The organism is Camelimonas fluminis (assembly GCF_014656355.1).
In the GTDB taxonomy this organism is placed as follows: Bacteria; Pseudomonadota; Alphaproteobacteria; order Rhizobiales; family Beijerinckiaceae; genus Camelimonas; species Camelimonas fluminis.
The window spans coordinates 50,097-69,663 of sequence record NZ_BNCG01000015.1; the positions used below are offsets into that span (position 1 = coordinate 50,097).

General features: G+C 61.5%; 16 protein-coding genes. 8 read left to right on the top strand and 8 right to left on the bottom strand.

The features are described 5' to 3' along the window. Positions 1-185: 185 nt before the first annotated feature. Together IE243_RS15230 and IE243_RS15235 are read right to left on the bottom strand one after the other, a co-directional pair. On the bottom strand, positions 186-1,745 hold the full coding sequence (locus tag IE243_RS15230) for an acyl-CoA synthetase (RefSeq protein ID WP_191320250.1): 1,560 nt from the start codon (positions 1,743-1,745) through the stop codon (positions 186-188). A gap of 298 nt (positions 1,746-2,043) precedes the next feature. After that, positions 2,044-2,868: an SDR family NAD(P)-dependent oxidoreductase gene (locus IE243_RS15235; protein ID WP_191320251.1), complete on the bottom strand. Its 825-nt coding sequence runs from the start codon at positions 2,866-2,868 to the stop codon at positions 2,044-2,046. 309 nt (positions 2,869-3,177) lie between these two features. Between IE243_RS15235 and IE243_RS15240 the strand changes: the two genes are divergently transcribed. The 3 genes from IE243_RS15240 to IE243_RS15250 all read left to right on the top strand — a co-directional run bounded on the left by IE243_RS15240 (position 3,178) and on the right by IE243_RS15250 (position 7,421). Further along, on the top strand, positions 3,178-3,792 hold the full coding sequence (locus IE243_RS15240) for a TetR/AcrR family transcriptional regulator (RefSeq protein ID WP_191320252.1): 615 nt from the start codon (positions 3,178-3,180) through the stop codon (positions 3,790-3,792). A gap of 69 nt (positions 3,793-3,861) precedes the next feature. Next, on the top strand, positions 3,862-5,082 hold the full coding sequence (locus tag IE243_RS15245; RefSeq protein WP_191320253.1) for an ABC transporter substrate-binding protein: 1,221 nt from the start codon (positions 3,862-3,864) through the stop codon (positions 5,080-5,082). Between the two features lie 524 nt (positions 5,083-5,606). Next, the gene (locus IE243_RS15250; RefSeq protein ID WP_191320254.1) at positions 5,607-7,421 is read left to right on the top strand and encodes a tetratricopeptide repeat protein; all 1,815 of its coding nucleotides are present in this window, start codon (positions 5,607-5,609) and stop codon (positions 7,419-7,421) included. Positions 7,422-7,495: 74 nt separating this feature from the next. On the opposite strand, the gene IE243_RS15255 is transcribed toward IE243_RS15250, so the two are convergent. Both IE243_RS15255 and IE243_RS15260 read right to left on the bottom strand, forming a co-directional pair. Beyond that, the gene (locus IE243_RS15255; RefSeq protein WP_191320255.1) at positions 7,496-8,569 is read right to left on the bottom strand and encodes a hypothetical protein; all 1,074 of its coding nucleotides are present in this window, start codon (positions 8,567-8,569) and stop codon (positions 7,496-7,498) included. 515 nt (positions 8,570-9,084) lie between these two features. After that, entirely contained in the window at positions 9,085-10,482 is a 1,398-nt protein-coding gene (locus IE243_RS15260; RefSeq protein ID WP_373301700.1) for an aminotransferase-like domain-containing protein, read from the bottom strand. 122 nt (positions 10,483-10,604) lie between these two features. Between IE243_RS15260 and IE243_RS15265 the strand changes: the two genes are divergently transcribed. From IE243_RS15265 to IE243_RS15275, 3 genes are all read left to right on the top strand, one after another. Further along, complete coding sequence (locus IE243_RS15265; RefSeq protein WP_191320256.1) at positions 10,605-11,465, top strand: DMT family transporter; 861 nt, start codon at positions 10,605-10,607, stop codon at positions 11,463-11,465. Between the two features lie 485 nt (positions 11,466-11,950). Beyond that, positions 11,951-12,457, top strand: a complete 507-nt coding sequence (locus tag IE243_RS15270; RefSeq protein WP_191320257.1) for a hypothetical protein — start codon at positions 11,951-11,953, stop codon at positions 12,455-12,457. Positions 12,458-12,614: 157 nt separating this feature from the next. Next, on the top strand, positions 12,615-13,694 hold the full coding sequence (locus IE243_RS15275) for a patatin-like phospholipase family protein (RefSeq protein WP_191320258.1): 1,080 nt from the start codon (positions 12,615-12,617) through the stop codon (positions 13,692-13,694). A gap of 165 nt (positions 13,695-13,859) precedes the next feature. Here the strand turns inward: IE243_RS15275 and IE243_RS15280 are convergent, their stop codons facing one another. Continuing rightward, positions 13,860-14,813 carry a quinone oxidoreductase family protein gene (locus IE243_RS15280; RefSeq protein ID WP_191320259.1) on the bottom strand — a complete coding sequence of 318 codons (954 nt, stop codon included), beginning with the start codon at positions 14,811-14,813 and terminating at the stop codon, positions 13,860-13,862. 58 nt (positions 14,814-14,871) lie between these two features. On the opposite strand from IE243_RS15280, the gene IE243_RS15285 reads away from it, so the two are divergent. Both IE243_RS15285 and IE243_RS15290 read left to right on the top strand, forming a co-directional pair. Beyond that, positions 14,872-15,408: a MarR family winged helix-turn-helix transcriptional regulator gene (locus IE243_RS15285; RefSeq protein ID WP_191320260.1), complete on the top strand. Its 537-nt coding sequence runs from the start codon at positions 14,872-14,874 to the stop codon at positions 15,406-15,408. 233 nt (positions 15,409-15,641) lie between these two features. Then, positions 15,642-16,103 carry an ion channel gene (locus tag IE243_RS15290; protein ID WP_191320261.1) on the top strand — a complete coding sequence of 154 codons (462 nt, stop codon included), beginning with the start codon at positions 15,642-15,644 and terminating at the stop codon, positions 16,101-16,103. 204 nt (positions 16,104-16,307) lie between these two features. Here IE243_RS15290 and IE243_RS15295 read toward each other — a convergent pair whose 3' ends face one another. From IE243_RS15295 to adh, 3 genes are all read right to left on the bottom strand, one after another. Beyond that, positions 16,308-16,655: a DUF779 domain-containing protein gene (locus IE243_RS15295; protein WP_191320262.1), complete on the bottom strand. Its 348-nt coding sequence runs from the start codon at positions 16,653-16,655 to the stop codon at positions 16,308-16,310. Between the two features lie 61 nt (positions 16,656-16,716). Continuing rightward, positions 16,717-17,751, bottom strand: coding sequence for an alcohol dehydrogenase AdhP (gene adhP / locus IE243_RS15300; RefSeq protein WP_191320263.1), 1,035 nt, complete (start codon positions 17,749-17,751; stop codon positions 16,717-16,719). Between the two features lie 122 nt (positions 17,752-17,873). Next, positions 17,874-19,391, bottom strand: a complete 1,518-nt coding sequence (gene adh / locus IE243_RS15305; RefSeq protein ID WP_191320264.1) for an aldehyde dehydrogenase — start codon at positions 19,389-19,391, stop codon at positions 17,874-17,876. Between the last annotated feature and the right edge of the window lie 176 nt (positions 19,392-19,567).

Consider the following 19,567-nt stretch of genomic DNA (forward strand, 5'->3'; position numbering starts at 1 on the left):
TCGAGGAACAGGAAACCGCTCGCCGGAAGAGGATCGGCGACGCTGGCGACCAGGACCCCGCGGTCATGGAAGGACGCGGCGCAGACGCAGGGAACGACGTGGCGCTCCGATCCTGTCCGGTTCGCCGCTCACGGTTTCACAGCCCGCACGCGACGGGATCCGGCGTCGCCGGCGCGGGATGCGCATCAACTGACCTGCCGTCCCTGGGTGTTCCAGAACGGCTCGCGAAGTTTGGCCTTGTCGACCTTGTTGACGCTTGACAGGGGCAGGCCGTCGTTCCGGAATTCGATGCTCCGGGGACATTTGTATCCCGCGATGAGCGACCGGCAATGGGCGATCAGCGCGTCGGCGTCCAGGTCGGCGCCTTCGCGCGGCAGGATCACCGCGTGCACCGCCTCGCCCCATGTGGCGTGCGGCACGGCGATGACCGCGCACTGGGCGACATCGGGATGTTGCAGAAGCGCGTTCTCCACTTCGGTGGAGTAGATGTTTTCTCCGCCGGAAATGATCATGTCCTTGGTGCGGTCCACCACATACAGGTAGCCATCGGCATCGAACCGCCCCGCGTCGCCGGTATGCATCCAGCCGCCGCGCATGGCCGCCGCGCTCTGCTCCGGCTTGCGCCAGTATCCCAGCATCACGTTCGGCCCGCGCGCGATGATCTCACCGACCTCCCCTACAGGGAGCACGCGATCTTCCGCGTCAACGATCCGCACCTCAACCCCGGGCGCAGGCCGCCCGGCCGATCGCAATCTGTGGCTCGTCGGGCCGTCCGGCTGGTGGTCCTCCGGCCCGAGACGCGCCACAAGAGGCGAGGTTTCCGTCATGCCGTAGGACTGGGCGAAACGGGCGTTGGGAAACCGGCGAATTGCCTCGCGCAGCAATGTCTCTGGCATCGGCGACGCGCCATAGCTGATCAGCTCAAGGCTTGACAGGTCATGGGCGTCGAATTCGGGGTGGCGCATGACCATGGCGAGCATCGTGGGCACGAAGGTCGCGGCTGTCACCCGTTCCCTGGCGATCGTTCGCAGCACGTCGGCCGGCGCAAACGCCGGCAGCACGATATGCCGACCACCAGTCAGGGTTGTCGAAAACACCCGGCTGCCTGCCGCAAGATGAAACAGCGGCCCGGCATGCAGGCTTGCCGGAGGCGGAGTGGGGCCTGACGCCGTCATATGGCTGCGGATGCTCGCCAGCAGATTTGCGTGGCTCAGCATCACGCCCTTGGCGCGCCCGGTGGTGCCGCCCGTATAGAACAGGCAGGCGAGATCATCGTGACCGCGTTCGGCGTCGACGCAGGTGGGAGCCCGCGCCAGTTCGTCCTCATAAGACAGCATGCCAGCGGGGGCGGCGGCGTCCCCCGCGTACAGCACCAGTTTCAGGTCTGGCAGGGCCTGGCGGATGGGCTCGGCCAAGTGCGCGAAAGCGTCATCCACGATCAGGACGGCCGGCGCGGAATCCGCAGCCTGATAGAGCAGTTCCGGCAAGCTGTGCCGGGTATTCATGGGGCAGATGACGCCGCCGCTCCAGAGCGCGGCGTAGTAATACTCCAGATACCGGTGGCTGCTGTGCCCCAGCATGGCGATGCGATCTCCAGCGCCGGCGCCATGGGCGCGGAAGACGGACGCCAGGCGCGCCACCCGGTCGCCGAACTGGCTCCAGGTCCAGCGCTGCTCGCCAAAAACCACGGCGACGGCGTCTCCCTGCCCGTCACGGGCGCGCCTCAGGCCCTCGGTCAGATGCATCAGTTCCTCCACGATTAGGGGTTTCGGGCGTGTGAACGCGGGCCCAGCGCCCGTCTGGAAATGTCGGCCAGGTCGATCCGGTGCGTCTTCCCGCCAGCCACGCCGGCAATCCCGGGCGTAAACAATCGCCGCCATCATCAACGGATGCTGGCGATTGTCTCCGGACATGGCGCGGTGGGACAGGACGCAGAAACCTCGCGCCGGATCGCCGCCGCCAAATTCCCGGACGGGCCCCACGCCGGGAAGCCAGGCGGTCGCGATGTCGCGGACATGACGGCGACCGCCCGGATGCCAAAGATCAGACGCCGCCGTTGACCACCAGGCATTGACCGCTGACGTAGTCGCTGTCCGGGCTGCAGAACAGGTAGACAGAGCCGGCTGCCTCTTCCGGAGTTCCACCCCGACCGAGAGGGATCATCTGGTTCAGCGCCGCAAGCCGGCCGCCCTGGACGCCGACCTTGATCTGCCTGCCATCGACATCAATCTCGCCGCTTTCACCCGCCTGCAGAGGTTGGGTCAACCGCGTCTGGATGTAGCCGAACGCCACCGCATTGACGGTGACGGCATAACGTCCCCACTCCTTGGCGACAGCCTTGGTGAGCCCGACCACGCCAGCCTTGGCGGATGAGTAGTTCGACTGTCCGGCGTTGCCGTTCACCCCCGATGTCGATGAGATGTTGACGACCTTGCGCACCACACGCTCGCCCCTGCCCTTTTCGGCCTCGGTCGCCGTTTTCAGGTGATCAAAAAAGGCGCGCAAGATCCGGAATGGCGCGCTCAGGTGCAGATCAATAATCGTATCCCATTGCTCGTCCGACATTTTCTGGATGACGTTGTCCCACGTATAACCGGCATTGTTCACCAGTATGTGGCAATCGCCGAAGTTTTCGACGGCGGTCTGGACAATGCGCGGGCCGAAGTCCTTGCTGGACACGTCGCCCGTGCAGGCGACGGCCTTGCCGCCGCCATCCCTGATCAGCGCCACCGTTTCCGCTGCTGGCGCCTCATCCAGATCATTGACAACGATGCTCGCGCCTTCTCTGGCCAGACGCAGCGCGATCTGCTGCCCGATTCCACGACCAGACCCCGTAACGATCGCGACGCGACCTTCAAGCTGACCCATATGTTCCATCCCTTGTCTTCCGGCCTGTTGTTCAGGCTGCGGCATTGTCGAAAGTCCCGCCCCATCCGCGACGCCCTGCGCCGGAGCACAACCGCGCGCACGCAATATGGGGGCTCCCCTGATGTTGGCGATGGAGCGGCCCCGGCCGCCCGAACCCGCCAGCCCCCCCGTAAACCAACACATCGCGCGGCGTGGTCATCTGGACGTCCAAAAATTTTATTGAACGTTCATTAAAATTGATATGTAGTGAAACGCGTGTCAACAGCGCGTTCTTGTGAAACGTATATACGAACGGGGCCGTCGGCTTTCATGGACACATCGGTGCGGGTGAAGCGATATCAGGACAAGCGTCAGGAGGTTCTGCGGGTCGCAGGCCGCGTATTCGCGCGGCGAGGCTATCACAATACATCCCTGAATCACATTGGCGCGGAGCTCGGAACCACTGCGGCAGCCCTGTATTATTACGCCAAATCCAAAGACCAGCTGCTCGACAACTGCCGTAAACTGGCCCTTCAGTCGATCGAAGCGGCATTGGTTGAGGGGAAACAGAAGGGCGCCAACGGGTATGGCCAGGTTCGCATCTTTTTCGAACGCTATGCGGAGTTGATCTGTAGTGACTTCGGCCGTTGCCTTGTCCTGATCAATCTCAACGATATTCCCCAACCGTTGCGTGACAGCAGCCGGGAACGCCAGCGCGCGCTCCATCGCGATGTCCGCAATCTTGTGCACGCCGGAATCGAAGATGGATCCATCCGCCCCTGCGATCCGTCGTTGATAACCAGCATGCTGTTTGGCGCCTTCAACCACCTGACAAAATGGTGGAGCCCTGACGGCCCACGTTCGTTACAGGCCGTGGCGACGTCCTATCTGGACGCGCTTGCCACGGGAATTGCGCCACATGGAGCGCCCACGACCGGTCATTAGGGAGACGACCGGCGTCTGGATGCTCCCAAACCCAGCACGATCAATGATCGTCGGCATGAGGAGAGGACGATGTCAGGCATCCGATCTGTTCTGGCTCCAGCATTTGCCGCCGCAGCGATGCTGTCCTGCGGCGCCCCCTCTGGAGCGGCGGAATACAGCAAAGGCGCGAATGACCGGGAAATCAGGATTGGTCATACCGTGCCCTATAGCGGGCCTGCATCGGCCTATGGCGCTGTCGGGCTGCTCACCGCCGCGTACTATGAGATGATCAATGCGCGTGGCGGCGTTAACGGACGCAAGATCAGGTTCATCAGCCTGGACGACGCGTACAATCCGGCGAAAACAGTTGAGCAGACCCGCAAGCTTGTCGAGCAGGACGATGTGTTCGCCATGATCGGCCAGGTCGGCACAGTCACCAGCTCTGCTGTCCAGAAATATCTGAACAGCAGAAAAATTCCTCAACTGCTCATCGCCTCCGGCGCCTCGAAGTGGAATGATCCAAAGAACTATCCATACTCAACAGCGCTTTATGCGCTCTATGAGATGGAAGGGCGGGTGTTCGCCCAGTACCTCCTGAAGCACAACCCCGGCGCCAGGGTGAGCATCCTGATCCAGAATGACGACGCCGGGCGTGACTACGCGAAGGGCTTCAAGGATGGGCTGGGAGCGGCGGCGGCGAAGATGGTTGTCAGGGAGCTCAGCTACGAAACATCGGACACAACCATCGATTCCCAGATCGTCGCCCTGAAGGCCTCCGGCGCTGACACGCTGTTCATGATGGCGACGCCCAAATTCGGCGCCCAGGCGATCCGGAAAATCGCGGAGACCGGCTGGAAACCAGCGGTCTACCTTGCAGCGGTCACAGCGTCCATCGGAACGGTCCTCCAGCCAGCTGGCCCGGAGAACGCGAAGGGCTTCATGAGCGCGTTCGCCTTCAAACGCGCCGACGATCCACTCTGGGCCAACACGCCGGATGTGATCGCATACAAGAAATTCTTCGCAGACTGGTACAAGAGCGGCAATATCTCGGAATGCAGTAATGTTATCGCCTATGCAACCGCCTATCTGACGGTGCGCCTGCTGGAGCGGTGCGGAGATAATCTGACGCGCGAAAATTTGCTGAAACAGGCGACAACCCTTTCAGACGTTGAGTTGCCCTTGCTGCTGCCTGGCATCAAGGTAAATACATCGCCTGATGACTACTCGCCCATCCGGCAGATGCAGATCGGACGCTTCAACGGCGCGAGCTGGGTTATGGAAGGTGAGTTGATCAGCGCTGACATGCGATGAGCATGGTTTCAGGATTGCAAAATCAGGCGGTGGGCGCGGTAACGGCAACCTTCCTGCCTGGGCGGAAGCCTGGCGGCGCGCCGCCGCCATCTGCCAGCGCCCATTTGCCTGCTCACCGGCGCGAGACCTGGCGGGCATGGCCGACCGGCCGCCCGCAGTGGACTCCACCTCACGTCCAGAGTGCGTTCAACGCCGTGGAGGCCCTGGGCTGTGGGGATAGCTCACCAGTTTTAGTGCAGATGCGCCGCCGAAATTGACAACAGAAGCCGGAATTGCTGCGGTCTTTTTGGGGTGGGTCGGGCGCAGCCCTCACCCCACAACTTGATATGGCAACGCCAACGCGCTATAGCACTATTTAGTCGGTATTTCGATCTGCAAGCGTCGTTTTATACATCGAAGCGACAGATAAAGCAACAATCTGATCAACACTCATGCAGCACTCACTTTAATATTAGATATGGGCAGGAAACCAAAGAAACATCTCATTTTGCGGCGGATGAGATCACTTAAACTGCATGACAGCAATGAACACCATGCTTCCTGATGAGAAAATCGTCCTGGCAGTCGACGAATTGCGGCGGATTCTCAACTCGGAGCAATTCACGAATGCACCGATTGTACGCGCGTTCCTGGAGTTTGTCGTAACCGAGACGCTCCATGGGCGCGGCGCCCGTCTCAAGGCCTATACTATCGCCGTTGAAGGATTCGGAAGAAGCCCCGGGTTCGATCCGTCCAGCGACACAATTGTGCGCACGACGGCCGGGCGCGTCAGGAAGGCGTTACAGGCCTACTACCAGACATCCGAAACAGCCCCCCTCGTGATCATCAGCTTGCCGAAAGGCGGCTACACACCCACCTTCAGCATTCCGGACGCCCCCCGACAGCCCAATCCGGCAATGCCGTCGCCAGACTTCTCAGCCAGGATTGCGCCGGAGCCAGACGCTCCCGAACCAGGCGCGGCGGCCCTTTCGCTGTCCACCCGCGGGCGCGCGTTCCACAGGGGCATTTTGCTGGCGGCCTGCGGGTTGCCCGTTATCGCCTTTAGCCTGATGGCCTTCCCTGGATGGCGGCAGAAAGCGGCGCCGATACCCGAACATCTCATTATCGACGTTCAGCCCGTCGAATATGCCGGAGAGCAGGCGCGCCTGCTTGCCCGGGAAATTGATATCCGTTTAGCCCCGGCCCTTTCTCGCATCAAGCTCGCGGAGGTCATCCCGCCTGGGGCGTCAGGCGAAATGGCCGGGCGCGTGCCAACGACAAAAAATGATCCGGGGAACAGCATCGTCTTTGATTTGGCTGGAAGCATCACGAATGGCGCAACGCCCGAACTGATCTGGAAACTGAAAGACACCGCCTCCAACCGCATCCTCTGGTCTTCGAGAGAAAACCTGTCAGAGCTGACCGCAACGTCAATCAATGTAGCGATTGATAAAATAGCTTTTCAGATCCTGGGCACAGGGGCCGCCGCATCATCGACATTCGAAAGGTATCGCGGAAATTTCCTTTCAAGGCCAACCTGCCTGTTCCGCGCCCAGATCGATGAAATTATTGCAAACGATATAGCTTACCTCAAGATTCGTGAATGCCTGGAAAAAATTGTTAATTCCAATCCAAAAGACGCCGCAACGTGGGCTGTATTAAGTAACTTATATACGGTCAGATCATTATATTATCTAAAAGGCGACCGAAAGCAGCGGGCATTGCTCATTGAGCATGCCGACCAGGCAGCACAAAAGGCGGCGGAGCTTGCACCTGAAAGCTATTTGACAAAGATCGCGCTCATGCGGCTTTCCCTCCGTCAGGGGAAGATTGCGGAATTCGACGCGCTTCAGCGAGAAATTCGGAAAAACTATCCAGGTGACATCTATTCACAAATTCGTATCGCGGATCGCCTTGCAAGATTGCGACGCAGCGGGGAAGCGCTTGAAATTTTCAACCGGGCGCGGCATGACTTCGGGATCAATCTCAAGAACTGGGCGCCCCCGATTACAATCGCCTATTTTGCGGAGGGTGATTATGTTCAAGCTTATCGGGAAATGCTTCACATAACATCGGATCTTCGTTTCGCACTTGTCCTCAAAATTGCGGTTCTTGGAAAACTCGACAAGACGACTGAAGCTGCGCCGGTTATTCGCAAGCTGATGGAAACGAACCCTGACATTAAAACAACTTTCCACCCCTGGTTGAACGAAATTGGTTGGGACAAACAGCTTGTTCGGGACATCGGAGATGGCCTCGCCAAAGCTGGTCTTGTCGTCGATCCTGCCGCCAACGTTGGCGCGGGCGGTGCACCGCCTGGCGACCAGACGGCGTCCAGAACGTCGGGAAGCCTTGACTGAAGGCGGCCATCCGCCTGCTTTGCCTGGTCATCCACAATCAGCGGTGGCTGCGGCGTGAACAGTTGGATCAACGGTCAACGACACACCTCCCCTTCCCCAACGGCGTCCCAGCGGATGCGGCTGCGCCCTGCCGCCGCGGCAGCGATGTCGGCTCCTTTCTTGACTTGGGCAAAGACCAGCGATGCAACCGTTTCCTGCAGATCGACAAACTTCGGCAGGATTTCGATCGCCCGTCCACCGGGCGCGTGGATGATAAACAACCCCCGTTCCCGCCCGGCCTCTATCATGCGCCGGATATGGGCCCGTGAAACCGTGAAGCTCAACGCAAGGCGCTCATAGGGGTAGCTGATGACGCGGGAACCGTTGCTCTGCTTCACAAAGGCAAGCCATAGCTTGAGCATCACCTGATGGCCGGCGATCTGGTCCATGAAGTAGCTGGCGTCCTCGACAGCGGGAGGAACGCGGACGCCGCCCAGATACTGGTTAACCGCCTCGACCGCGATGCGGCCCTGGAAATCAGGATCGGTTTGCAGCACGGCCAGATAGTCGGCGCCATCGGACAGCATCTGCACGGTCTCCAGGGTCATTCTGGTATATATCTGGCTGAGCCCGCTCCCCTTCTCGGTCGGCTCGAGAAGCCTGATCCGTCGGTCTTCGGGCGCCTCCGCCTGGCGCCAGTAGCCCAGCCGCTTCGTCAGGCCGACATAAGCAGCGACACGGTTGGGGCTGGCCAGGCCTGTGCGGACTGCAAAGGTTTTGGCGCGGGTCAGGGTGGCGCCCGAGCGTGAGTCCGCCGGATCTCGCGACAGGTGCATCGCAGACAACGCGACGCCCACAAGCAGTAAAGCCTCTTCGCTGATCACGCGAACCCGGTCGGGCGCGTTCTCAAGCAGGCTGGTCATGGATTCTGCGTAGCGCCGCAACGCGTCCTGGAAAGCCGGGTGCGCCCTGAGGCTTGCAGCGTCCCTTGTCAGCCATTCCGGGAGCTTCTGTTTCAGGACGCCGTCGAAAACACCGGGAGGAAGAACGGGCACCGGCTCGTCTGGTGACGCGACGCAGGTTTCACCAGACATATTTCCCTTTCCGGGCGGTGACAGCCACAGACACCAGTTCCCTCCAGAGTCACGCCTCCGGTTGTGCAGCCACATCCGAAGCCGGGTCCGCTGTGTCATTGGCGCTGGCGGCCGCAATGGTCGGGGTGCTCGTGCGGTCGGATCGCCTGGGGCGACCTGGGCGGGGGTAAAGATCGTGGAGACCGTTGCGCCCGGCTTGAGCAACCTGGGTGGCGGGTGGTCGTTGGTCAGGACACCGCCAACGTCGGGGCCGATCTATGCATCTGGCTACATGTCGTCGAAAGTGACAGCAGGTGCTGTCACTGTGACAATTGCGATCACCAAACCGCAACCAGGGCTCAATATCCGTTGATCAGAGCCGGGCAATGACAGTCACTGCAATCCACATGGCTGAAAAGACATGAGGACAGCGGCCGCATCGTGTCGCAATACGCCGTCATTCTTTGCGTGTTGCGAACGGAATCCGGATCGGCCCTGGGGGGCAGGCGCCTGCCGCATGGTTATGTGGTGGCAAGCCACAGATTGCCTTGCGGAATGCGCCCTGGAGCGTTGGGATCGTCTGGGAGGCCGCGGGATCTCCGCGTCGCTTCTCAACCTTTCGCCATTGCCTTCTGAAGCACTGCGAAGGTCCTTGCGTCGTCGAGTTGCGCAACGTTGAAGCGCAGGAAGGCGCCTGCGGTTTGCGAGACGCTGAACACGTTTCCCGGCGCGAGAATGACATTCTCCTCCAGACAGCGCTGCGCGAGCGTTGTGGAGTCTTGCCCATCTGGCAGGCGACACCAGAGATAGAAGCCGCCCCGGGGCATGATCCAGGGAACAACGCCAAGCGGCCGCAGCCGCTCTGCCGCCGCCATTCTGGCGCACGTCAGCCGGTTACGCAGGCGGTCCATATGCTTCCGATATCCGCCGCCAGCCAGCACGCCCGCGACCAGCCCGGTCGCCACCGGGCTTGGGCCGCCGAAGCTGGTTGCGATTTGCAGGTCGGCCAGACCTTCGATCCAGTCGGGCCGGGCCGCGATATAACCGCAACGCAGGGAAGCCGAAAGCGTTTTGGAGAAACTGCCTGTCCGGATGACGCGGTTCAGCCCGTCGAGGATTGCCAGACGCGGCGACAGCGCCGGCTCGAAATCCGCGAAGATGTCGTCCTCCACGATTGTCACCCCATGGGCCGCGGCCGCGCTCAACACCCGATGGGCTGTCTGTGGCGACAGGCTGGCGCCGGTTGGATTGTGCAGCGCGGAATTTGTGATGTAGAGGCGCGGGTTTTCTTCCTTGAGAACGCGCTCGAAGGCAGATGTGTCCGGCCCTGTGGGGGTGAACGGGACTCCGACGACCCGCGCCTGATGGGCGCGTAGCAGCGCCTGGAAATTGAAATAGCAGGGGTCATCAACCAGAACGGCGTCATTGGGCCGCAGGAACAGTCGACAGATCAGGTCGATCGCCTGGGTGCCCGAACCCGTCAGCATGACATGATCGATCGAGGCCGCGACGCCCTCATCAGCGAGGCGGCCAAGCAGCAGGCGGCGCAAGCCAGGCGCGCCACGGGCGCCGCCGTAGTCGGAGAGCAGGCCGTCTTCGGCCCGGGCCAGTTCCCGCAGGCCTTTCCTGAGCGCCGCATGCGGCATCCATTCCGGAGGCAGCCAGCCGCACCCCGGCTTGAGGGCCGAGGGGGCCGCATCAAGCGACTGCCGGGAGACCCAGAGCGGATCAACGGCGCGCGCTCCTGGCGGCCCCATCCCGGCGAGAGCCATCGGCGGCAGGTCGGCCCCAGTGACATAGAACCCCGATCCGCGTCTTGCGCGGATCACGCCTTCCGCCTCCAGCCGCCCGTAGGCGTCGACCACGGTGGAGGGCGAGGCGCCCATGGTTCTGGCGAAGCTCCGGACCGAAGGCAACCGGTCCCCGGGACCCAGAGCCCGGTTGGCGATCTTCGCGCGGACGGCGTTCATCAGCGCTTCGGTGCGCGTCGTTCCCTGGCCGTCCATCATCAAGTCCCTTCCTGCTGTATGGATCATTTCAACCATACAGATTATTCAAACTGTACTGAACTGTCCCTGTCCACGCCAGATCCGGACTGTTATTGCCTGGCCCGGAAAAGCGGGGAACAGTCATGGAACGCGGGACTGTGGGTTGGGGCAACGGCCTCCTGGGAGTCATCATTTTTAGCGGATCACTGCCTGCGACCCGGGTCGCGGTGGCAGATTTTTCGCCGATGTTCCTGACATCGGCCCGTGCGGTGATCGCCGCGTTGCTGGGGGCGGTTTGCCTGTTTGCGCTCCGTCAGGCCCTGCCGGAACGTCGCGACATCCTCCCATTGGCGCTGGTTGCATCCGGCGTCGTGTTGGGCTTTCCACTGCTGACCGCCCTGGCGCTGCAGCATGGCACCGCGGCGCATTCCCTCGTCTTTATCGGGTTGCTACCGCTGGCCACCGCCATTTTCGGCGTGCTGCGCGGAGGCGAGCGGCCGACGCCGGCCTTCTGGGTCTTCGCGGCGGCAGGCGCAGGCGCGGTTGCCGGGTTTGCCCTTCATGGCGACGATGGCGGGACGCCTGTCGGCGATTTGCTGATGACCGGCGCCATTGTGATCTGTGGCCTCGGCTATGCCGAGGGGGCAACGCTCTCGCGCCGGCTCGGCGGCTGGCAGGTGATCTCATGGGCGCTATTGCTGTCCCTGCCGGTCATGACGTTGATCACCCTGTTCACTTTGCCGGACACATGGTCCGCGATCTCCATGCCCGCCTGGATTGGCCTCGCCTATGTCTCGGTTTTCAGCATGATGGTGGGCTTCATCTTCTGGTATCGCGGTCTCGCGCTTGGCGGCATTGCCGGCGTTGGACAGTTGCAGCTCCTGCAGCCGTTCTTCGGCCTCCTGCTGGCCGGGATCTTTCTGGGAGAGCCAATCGCCTGGACCATGATCGCATCCGCCCTCGTCGTCGTGCTGTGCGTCGCTGGCGCCCGGCGTTTCGCCTGATCCTTGCCAGATCTCTTCGCCCTTTGCCACGCCATGGCGCGGCCGCCGCGCCATTTGCCGCCATCCCCAACAAGAGGCGCGCGATCCAACCGGGTTCCGTTCGGGCGGCTCGCCTGCCGCGCTGATGCTGCATGACAGAACAGTGCGAAGCAGAAGGGAAGATGTTCATTTACACGCTGAAATACTCACCAGAATTCAAGCCAGTTCAGCAAAATACGCCGTCTGGCATGGAATACAGCCCTTCTCTTGGGTAAATCGGGGGACTTGGGGAAAGCAAACCGGAAATAGCTCGACGGACAGTCGTGCGCATGACCGCATGCCCCATGTCGATATCGTCCGCGCCAACAGGGCCGCCGGACGGGGGCAGTTTGCGTTTTTAGCATTCGGAGAAAATTTTTCTGATAATATGTGAATTCTATTTCAAACTTAATGTAAACAGGCAGCTGCAGCGGGCGTAATGCGGAGCATATCTCCAGCAAAATCCGTTGACGCCCCCCACGGCTATGATAACTGTTTCTCACAGCCTCGGGTGGCTGCCCAGTGGAGATGCCATGCGTCGTCGACTGACAAGATTTGCAGGCGCCGGGCTCGCTTTGCCCATCGCACTGGCCCTCCCCATCCAGCAAGCTCCGGCCTGTACATCCTCCCTGCCAAAATCCGCGGATGGTCGGTTCGTTTACGGGCGTACGCTGGAGTTCAGCCTTCCCCTCGATTCCGAAATGCTGGTGACGCCACGCAACTTTCCCCATGCCGGCATCGGGCCTGACGGCCAGGCGGGCGGCGGCGTGTCGGGAACCGAGATCACCGAATGGACTTCGGCGATCGATCTCAGGGCGCGTCGCTCCTACATTCGCACCTATGAAAACAGCCAGACCCAGATTTTGGATCTGGCCACGGCGCCGCTGGATGGCAAGATCATCAAAACGTTTCCCCTCACCCGGCCGGCGTCAAGTGCGCATGGTCGATTGAGCCAGGCGCCGGCCGCCATCTGACCTCGTCCATTCTGCCGGGATCATGCAGGCGCGGATACGGCCGCGCGCGTTGATCCTCATCATGCCCGGGGATCGACCTGTCCGTCCCTGGATCGTTAGCCCGAACCAATGAACCTGGCTCATCCCGGGTTCATCAACCTGAAACAACGGCAAAACCATGCTTTCTCGCCGACATCTCTTCCATACGGCGGCCGGCGTCGCAGCGTCCGCCATGCTCGCCGGAGCTGTCACTGGCGCCCGCGCCGCCGGGACCAGCGCAGGACAGGCGGCCCTATCGCCCTCCAGCAGACTCTTCGACGGCGATGGTCTCGTCCGGCCATTGCCCGACAAACCAACCGTTTCCGATCTTGCCCGCGGCCTTGACCGGACCCTGGTGCTGGGAGGCGGCGGTGAATATTACGTTGCCTGGTATTGCGGTTTCTTTCATGGGCTCCTCGAGCAGGGGGTTGACCCATCCATCGCCGAGATGGTTGTCGGCACCTCCGCGGGCTCCTATGCGGGCGCGTCCCTGCTCTCTGGCCGCTTCTGGCAACTCCGCTCCGAATTCGATTTCTTCAGCCACTTCCCGGCGCTCTTCGCCAAACTCGCTCCCGTATCGGCCCCCAACGCCAGCCAGCAGCGGGCCCGGGAAATCAATTTCGCCGCCAGGGACGGCAGTCCTGAGACCATTCGGGCAATTGGACATGCATCCCTCGCCGCCGCCAACCATCTGGACGGCGACGGCGTGAGCCGCCTTGCATGGCTGCTGACCGGAGCCAGCCGGACTGACTGGCCCGTGGAGAAAATGTTCACGACGGCAAATGACTGTTACACGGGCGAGCGTCTCGTCGTGCACCAGGCGGTCGCGCGAAAGAACGCCATCCCGCTCGCACATGCGGCCGCGGCCAGTTCGTCGCTCCCTGGCGTCATGGGACCAACCCAGCTGGGACAGCGCTTCTGCATGGACGGCGGCATCTCCAGAAGCTGGGCGCACACCGATCTGGTCGCCGGATCGAAGCGGGCCATCGTCATCACCCTCACCAACGGGTATGAGGGCTCCCTGCTCAGTGGAATTCCCCATAATATCTACAATGAGATCTCGGCGCTGGAGGCCACCGGCACCAAAGCGATGCTCATTATCGCCGGCACGCCGCCTGATGTGAATCTTCTCGATCCCAAACAGATCGCACCGGCCCTGAAGGCCGGATATGACAGGTCAAAAATCGAGGCGCCGAAGATCAAAAACTTCTGGGCATGACCCCCGACGCCTGACGCGCGGGTCGGGAGATCAGGATCAATGGTCTTCCATTGGCCCGATCAATTGCGCCTTGCGTCGACGGCGCCGGGTGCAAAGCCGTCTTGCGCCGGTGGGCGTCATCAAAAGGTTTACCTTTTGCGCGCCTGCCGCCCGCAGGACTGCGGCTCAAATTTGCAAAACCAGTCTCTGGTTTCCCGTATCGCGCGCCCAGGCCCGGGCAACGTCGGCAAGTGGCGCGGTCTGTGTCCCGATCTGGTAGCGGCCATCGGGCGCGGAGGCCAGAACCTCGCCGAGCGCCGCCATGAGACGTTCGCTGGAGACGCTTCCCAGGCCGCTGCCCATCAGGGCGGTGGCGCGTGAACGCAGCAAGGCGGCGGGCAACTGGATCTCTTCCCCGCTCATCGAACCGATGTTGACGAAGCGCAGGGGACGCGCGGCGTCTGTCATCATGGCGCTGCTCGCCAGCAGCAGACCCGCCGTCTTTCCCCAGAGGTAATCAAGAACGACATCAACGCCCGCGGCGAACACCGCGTTGAAGCGTTCACGCAGTTCCTTTTCATCCTGCGTCAGGGAGATTGCCTCATCTGCGCCAAGTGTCTGCAGTTGCTCAAGCATCGCGGGGTTCCGACCCGTGACGATAATGCGCCCTGCCCCAAGATACCGTGCGATCTGGACCGCCATCCGCCCCGAGCTGCCCGTCGCGCCATTGATCAGCACCACCTCACCGCGACGGAAGCCAGCCCGCTCACGCAAAGCCATCCAGCCGGACATGCCGGGATTTCCCAGCGCCGCGGCGGTCACATCGTCAACGCCCTCGGGTACGGGCACACAGCCTGACAGGTCAATCGCCACCCGTTCAGCCATCGCTCCAAATGGCGCGGCCGGGAAGGCGAAGAAAACGCGGCGACCATCAGCGAGAACGCCGACGCCATCAACCCCGGCGACAAACGGGTATTGCCCATTGAAGCTGTAGTGTTGGCCGGACGCCCGCGCCCGCGTCAGGCGGCTGATGGCCGAAGCCGTAACTTTGACCAAAACCTGGCCAGGCTGAGGTTGCGGCTCTTCAAAATCAGCGAAAACGGGCGTCTGACCGGCAGCCCGGACGATAGCGGCTTTCATGATAATTCCCTTGTGACGCGGGAAAATATGTGCGTTTTACACGTAAAAAGGACGGGCCATGACGTCAAGCGAAAACGTGCAAAATACACACGATGGCCACACGCTGACATCCGGGCGGCTACGCCAGCTTCATGAAGCTGTTCTGGATATTGTGGCGGTCATGAACCGGCCGCAACGCGACGCATTCATGGTGCGGACCGCCGGCATTGCCCTCGACCGCGCGCTGTTTCCCCTCCTGGTCCTGGTTGGAAAGTTTGGCCCGATCGGGGTCGTTGAGCTTGCTGACCGGAATGGCCGTGATCACACAACCGTTTCGAGGCAGGTCGGCCGCCTTGTCGAACTCGGCCTTGTCGAACGGCAGGTGAATGAGCACGACCGGCGCATTCGGGAGGTCATCCTCACGGACAGGGGGCGCGCCATGACGGACCGTATCGATGAAGCCCGCGAAAGTCTGATGCGCGCGGCTCTTGGCGACTGGAGCGACGAAGAACTCGGCCAGCTTGCGACGTTCATGCGCCGCTATGCCGACGCGATCCTTGGCATTCCGGACCATCATAACGCCGGGGATCAACAAAACCGCCAGTTCACACGATGAGCCTGGTCGCATATCCCGGCCATCTGGCTGCGACCGAGCCCTTGTCCGGCAATGCCCCAACAAATCACGGCTCGTCACGGCGTCTCCCAGCGGAGAGCTGCGCATCAATAGCTTCCTGCAATAGCCTCCTGCCGGTCATGACCGCACGAAATGGATTTGGCTTGGAACGGCGCCAGTACTCCGCTAGACCCTGGACCGGTCGGCGGATTTCAGTTGCGAACGGATTGTCAGCGATGATGCAGGATTTTTTGATAGGCTCGTTCGTAAGCATCCTGGTCATGCTGGCGCATCTGGCTGGAACTTTATTGATCGTTTCCAGCGTCGAGCGGATCAGAAAAAGATTTACCGAACCAAATCCTTTATCAACTTTCATCACGTTAACGGTCGTATATATCATATTGTCATGTATGCTGTTTGCGAGCGTAGGAATTTGGGCGACGTTATATATCGGACTCAACCTGGTAGACGGTTGGGGGAACGCATTCTATTCGGCGCTTGTGAACTATACCACGCTCGGCTTCGGTGACCTTGTTCAGGCAAGCCGCACGCGCATCTACGGACCGATGGCGGCCGCAAGCGGCATCCTCATGTTCAGCTGGGCGGCGGCAATTCTTGTGTATGTCCTTCAGGCGCACTTGCCCGCGATGATCCGGATGGCCGCTCACAGTTCATCGAAAAAGGGGCCCACACATTGACCTCCGGCGAACCGGATCGTGACGATCCGGGCGGGAGCGGCGGGCGGCGGCGGTCATTGTCATTTCCCCTGTCCGCAGGTCAACTGGACCTATGGGCCCGGGTTTCCGGGATAACGCCGGGCTTTGGCGCCACAAGGCTCCCGCGCGGCGCCGACTCTCACCAGGTCGGGATCCAGACGCCTGGATTCTGAACTGAAACTGCTCTTAAACAGAACACAGCCTGGACCGGGTGAGAAAGCGCTTCTCACGCCCGTTATCGAGGGAGAACATGCCGCCGCGACCCGGCACCACGTCAATGATCAGCGCCGTATGTTTCCAGGCCTCGTATTGCGGGCCGCTGATATAGAAGGGCGCTCCGCCAATCTCCCCCAGTTTCACGTCATTGTCGCCAAGCAGGAAATCGCCCTGCCTGTAACACATGGGCGAAGAGCCGTCGCAGCAACCTCCCGACTGGTGGAACATCACCGGTCCATATTCAGCCTGCAACTCCGCCAGCAGTTCGAGCGCCGCATCCGTCGCCGTGACCTGCCCCTCCCCGACTGGCTGCGTCATGCTGGCCTCCTGTATTTACGCGCCGCGCGGCGCCGGTAACCGATGCCCGCGCCGCCGCCTGTCATTGCGTCAGGTCCATCACCACGCGACCCTCGATCTGGCCCTTCCGCATGTCGTCCAGGATCGCGTTGATATTGTCGAGCCTGTCGACGCGGACGGTCGCCTTCACCTTGCCGTCCGCCGCGAAATCCAGCGCTTCCTGCAGGTCGAGGCGCGTGCCAACGATGGAGCCGCGCAAGGTTATGCCGTTCAGCACCATGTCGAAGATCGACAAGGGGAACGAACCCGCCGGCAACCCGTTGAGCGCAACCACGCCGCCGCGCGCCACCATGCCCAGCGCCTGTTCGAACGCCTTGGGCGATACGGCGGTCACCAGCACGCCCTGCGCGCCGCCATCCGTCTCTTTTTTGATGAGCGCCGCGGGATCACTTTGCGTCCGGGCATTAACGGTGACGGTAGCGCCGAGCTTGCGGGCAAGATCGAGTTTTCCGTCATCGATATCGACCGCGGCGACATTCAACCCCATGGCCCGGGCGTATTGCACGGCCATGTGTCCAAGCCCGCCTATTCCGGAAATAACCACCCAGTCGCCTGGCTTGGTGTCGGTGACTTTCAGCCCCTTGTAGACGGTGACGCCGGCGCACAGCACGGGCGCAATCTCATTGAACGAAATGCCTTTCGGCAGATGGCCAACGAAGTTGGGATCGGCAACGACATATTCGCCAAAGCCGCCATTGACGGAATAGCCCGTGTTGAGTTGCTCCTCGCACAGGGTTTCCCAGCCGCCGAGACAATGCACGCAATGACCGCAGGCCGTATAGAGCCACGGCACGCCGACCCGGTCACCCTCCTTGACGTGCTTGACCCCCCTGCCAACCGCCGAGACATAGCCAACGCCTTCATGCCCCGGAATGAATGGTGGATTTGGCTTTACCGGCCAGTCGCCTTCAGCAGCGTGCAGGTCGGTGTGGCAGACGCCCGACGCCTGAACCGCAACCTGGATTTGCCCGTCGCCCGGCTCCGGGACGGGCACTTCATCAATGGTCAGCGGCTTCCCGAACACCCGCACCACGGCGGCCTTCATCGTTTTCGCCATAGCAACCTCCATATCGACATCCGGGGTCGCCCTCCCGTCGCCCCGGCATGCTCCATCTGCTGTCCATATCGACGGCCCCATCAGTCACTGGAGCCGCCACACCCCTTTGCGCACCGGAAGGATCAGAAGAAACCGAGCTTCTTCGGGCTGTAGCTCACCAACATGTTCTTGGTTTGCTGGTAATGGTCGAGCATGCGCAGGTGGTTTTCGCGGCCGAAACCGGATTGCTTGTAGCCGCCGAACGCTGCATGAGCCGGATAGGCGTGATAGCAGTTGGTCCAGACCCGCCCAGCCTGAATGGCGCGGCCAAAACGATAGGCGCGCGCGCCGTCACGCGTCCATATGCCAGCCCCGAGGCCGTAAAGGGTGTCGTTGGCGATTTGCAGCGCCTCCGCGTCATCCTTGAAGGTGGTGACGGACACGACAGGGCCGAAGATCTCCTCCTGGAAAATGCGCATCCTGTTATGGCCGCGAAACACGGTGGGCTTGACGTAATAGCCGCCGGCCAGATCGCCAGGCAGCACATTGCGTTCCCCCCCAATCAGCAATTCCGCGCCTTCCTGCCGGCCGATGTCCATGTAGCTCAGGATCTTTTCCAGTTGCTCACTGGACGCCTGGGCGCCAATCATCGTCGCCGGATCCAGCGGGTCGCCCTGCACGATGGCCGCGACCCGCTTCAGCGCCCTTTCCATGAACCGGTCGTAGATTTTTTCATGGATCAGCGCGCGGCTCGGGCAGGTGCACACTTCACCCTGATTGAGCGCAAACAGCACAAAACCCTCGATGGCCTTGTCGAAAAAGTCGTCATCCTCGCCCGTTACGTCGGAGAAGAAGATATTCGGCGACTTTCCGCCGAGTTCGAGCGTCACCGGAATGAGGTTCTGGCTGGCGTATTGCATGATGAGGCGGCCCGTCGTCGTCTCGCCGGTGAAGGCGATCTTCGCGATGCGGGGGCTTGAAGCCAGCGGCTTGCCAGCTTCCAGGCCGAATCCATTCACCACATTGACGACGCCATCCGGCAGAAGGTCGGCGATCAGCTCCATCAGGACGAGGATGGAGGCCGGAGTCTGTTCAGCGGGTTTCACCACCACGCAGTTGCCAGCGGCAAGCGCGGGAGCGAGCTTCCACACCGCCATCAATAGCGGGAAGTTCCACGGAATGATCTGGCCGACAACGCCAAGCGGCTCATGGAAATGATAGGCGACCGTATCGTGGTCGATCTCAGAAATTCCGCCCTCCTGCGCGCGGATGGCGCCGGCGAAATAGCGGAAATGATCAATGGCCAGCGGCAGGTCAGCATAAGTGGTTTCACGGATCGGCTTGCCGTTGTCCCACGTTTCAGCCGCGGCAAGTTGCGGAAGGTTTTCTTCCATGCGATCGGCGATACGGTTGAGGATCAGAGCGCGTTCGGCCGGGCTTGTTTTTCCCCAGGCGTCCTTCGCCGCATGGGCGGCGTCCAACGCAGCTTCCACATCAGCCGCGTCCGAGCGGGCGATCCTGCATAAAACCTGGCCGTTTACCGGAGATGTGTTGTCGAAATAACGGCCCGACTTGGGCTCAACCCATTTGCCGCCGATAAAGTTCTCGTATTTGCTGGCGAACTGCGGCTTCCTGGTGCGATTGAATTCAATCTTGTTCATCAAAGCCTCCCCAAATGCTCCGCTCCCAGAGCCGGTCGATACGGGCCTGGGCCACGACTGGTCATACAGTCGATGCGTTGGCGGGCGGGTTTCAGTGTGGCGGGAGCCAGGCTACGCAGCACCCCGGCGCCGCCCGCTCCAGCCCTTGGCGGATCCGCGAAGCGCCGCCATGGCTC

What these genes read in the sequence shown, in the direction of transcription:
- IE243_RS15280 (WP_191320259.1), bottom strand. Translation starts at nt 14,813, where the DNA reads ATGAAAGCCGCTATCGTCCGGGCTGCCGGTCAGACGCCCGTTTTCGCT.
- IE243_RS15245 (WP_191320253.1), top strand. Translation starts at nt 3,862, where the DNA reads ATGTCAGGCATCCGATCTGTTCTGGCTCCAGCATTTGCCGCCGCAGCG.
- IE243_RS15250 (WP_191320254.1), top strand. Translation starts at nt 5,607, where the DNA reads ATGAACACCATGCTTCCTGATGAGAAAATCGTCCTGGCAGTCGACGAA.
- IE243_RS15290 (WP_191320261.1), top strand. Translation starts at nt 15,642, where the DNA reads ATGATGCAGGATTTTTTGATAGGCTCGTTCGTAAGCATCCTGGTCATG.
- adhP (WP_191320263.1), bottom strand. Translation starts at nt 17,751, where the DNA reads ATGGCGAAAACGATGAAGGCCGCCGTGGTGCGGGTGTTCGGGAAGCCG.
- IE243_RS15265 (WP_191320256.1), top strand. Translation starts at nt 10,605, where the DNA reads ATGGAACGCGGGACTGTGGGTTGGGGCAACGGCCTCCTGGGAGTCATC.
- IE243_RS15260 (WP_373301700.1), bottom strand. Translation starts at nt 10,482, where the DNA reads ATGATGGACGGCCAGGGAACGACGCGCACCGAAGCGCTGATGAACGCC.
- IE243_RS15295 (WP_191320262.1), bottom strand. Translation starts at nt 16,655, where the DNA reads ATGACGCAGCCAGTCGGGGAGGGGCAGGTCACGGCGACGGATGCGGCG.
- IE243_RS15275 (WP_191320258.1), top strand. Translation starts at nt 12,615, where the DNA reads ATGCTTTCTCGCCGACATCTCTTCCATACGGCGGCCGGCGTCGCAGCG.
- IE243_RS15240 (WP_191320252.1), top strand. Translation starts at nt 3,178, where the DNA reads ATGGACACATCGGTGCGGGTGAAGCGATATCAGGACAAGCGTCAGGAG.
- IE243_RS15235 (WP_191320251.1), bottom strand. Translation starts at nt 2,868, where the DNA reads ATGGGTCAGCTTGAAGGTCGCGTCGCGATCGTTACGGGGTCTGGTCGT.
- IE243_RS15285 (WP_191320260.1), top strand. Translation starts at nt 14,872, where the DNA reads ATGACGTCAAGCGAAAACGTGCAAAATACACACGATGGCCACACGCTG.
- IE243_RS15255 (WP_191320255.1), bottom strand. Translation starts at nt 8,569, where the DNA reads ATGTGGCTGCACAACCGGAGGCGTGACTCTGGAGGGAACTGGTGTCTG.
- IE243_RS15230 (WP_191320250.1), bottom strand. Translation starts at nt 1,745, where the DNA reads ATGCATCTGACCGAGGGCCTGAGGCGCGCCCGTGACGGGCAGGGAGAC.
- adh (WP_191320264.1), bottom strand. Translation starts at nt 19,391, where the DNA reads ATGAACAAGATTGAATTCAATCGCACCAGGAAGCCGCAGTTCGCCAGC.